This window comes from Mesorhizobium sp. M0293, assembly GCF_040321735.1.
In the GTDB taxonomy this organism is placed as follows: domain Bacteria; phylum Pseudomonadota; class Alphaproteobacteria; order Rhizobiales; family Rhizobiaceae; genus Mesorhizobium.
In genome coordinates, this window is the sequence record NZ_JAMYSA010000309.1 from 1 (window position 1) to 727 (window position 727).

Genomic DNA, 727 nt, shown 5'->3' on the forward strand with positions numbered 1-727 from the left:
ACGGCCTCGGTCAGCGAGTTGCTGGCAAGCCGGTTCGCCCCGTGCAGACCGGTGCAGGCAACCTCACCGCAAGCCCACAAGCCCGACACCGTGCTGCGGTCCGCGGCATCCACGGCCACGCCGCCCATGTGATAATGTGCCGCTGGGCGAACCGGGATGGGCTCGACTGCCGGATGGATTCCGGCGTCCCGGCAATGCCGGGTCACAGCTGGGAAGCGCTTGGCGAACTTCTGGCCGAGGGACTGCCGGGCATCAAGGTAAACACGATGTCCGGTGCCAAGCTGCTGCCATACGGCCCGTGCCACGACGTCGCGCGATGCCAGCTCGCCGCCAGGCGTATCGCATAGAAAGCGGTGCCCGCACTCGTCGATCAGGACTGCGCCTTCGCCGCGGACCGCTTCGCTCACCAACGGCATAGGCCGATGCGAAACGTCGAGCGCCGTCGGGTGGAACTGGATGAATTCCAGATCGGCGAGTTCCGCACCGGCGCATGCGGCGAGCGCCAGGCCGTGCCCGAATGAGCCGGCCGGATTGGTCGTGTCTCTGAACAGGGCGCCGATACCGCCGCTCGCAAGAACCACGCGGCGCGTCGGAAATATAATCGCCTGTCCACCTTTTGCCGCCACAACGCCGCTGACCGCACCATTTTCCACAATGAGCCGGCGGGCTTCCATGCCTTCCAGAATTGTGATCGAAGGCGTTCGCCTCACAGCGATGATGAGCGCGC

The 727-nt window shown here is 65.7% G+C and carries 1 protein-coding gene; it reads right to left on the reverse strand.

Going from position 1 to position 727, the window contains the following annotated elements; genetic code table 11:
* Positions 1 to 727 (reverse strand): FAD-binding protein (locus NKJ06_RS35930; protein ID WP_352812618.1); only part of this gene is annotated, 727 nt, incomplete at both ends.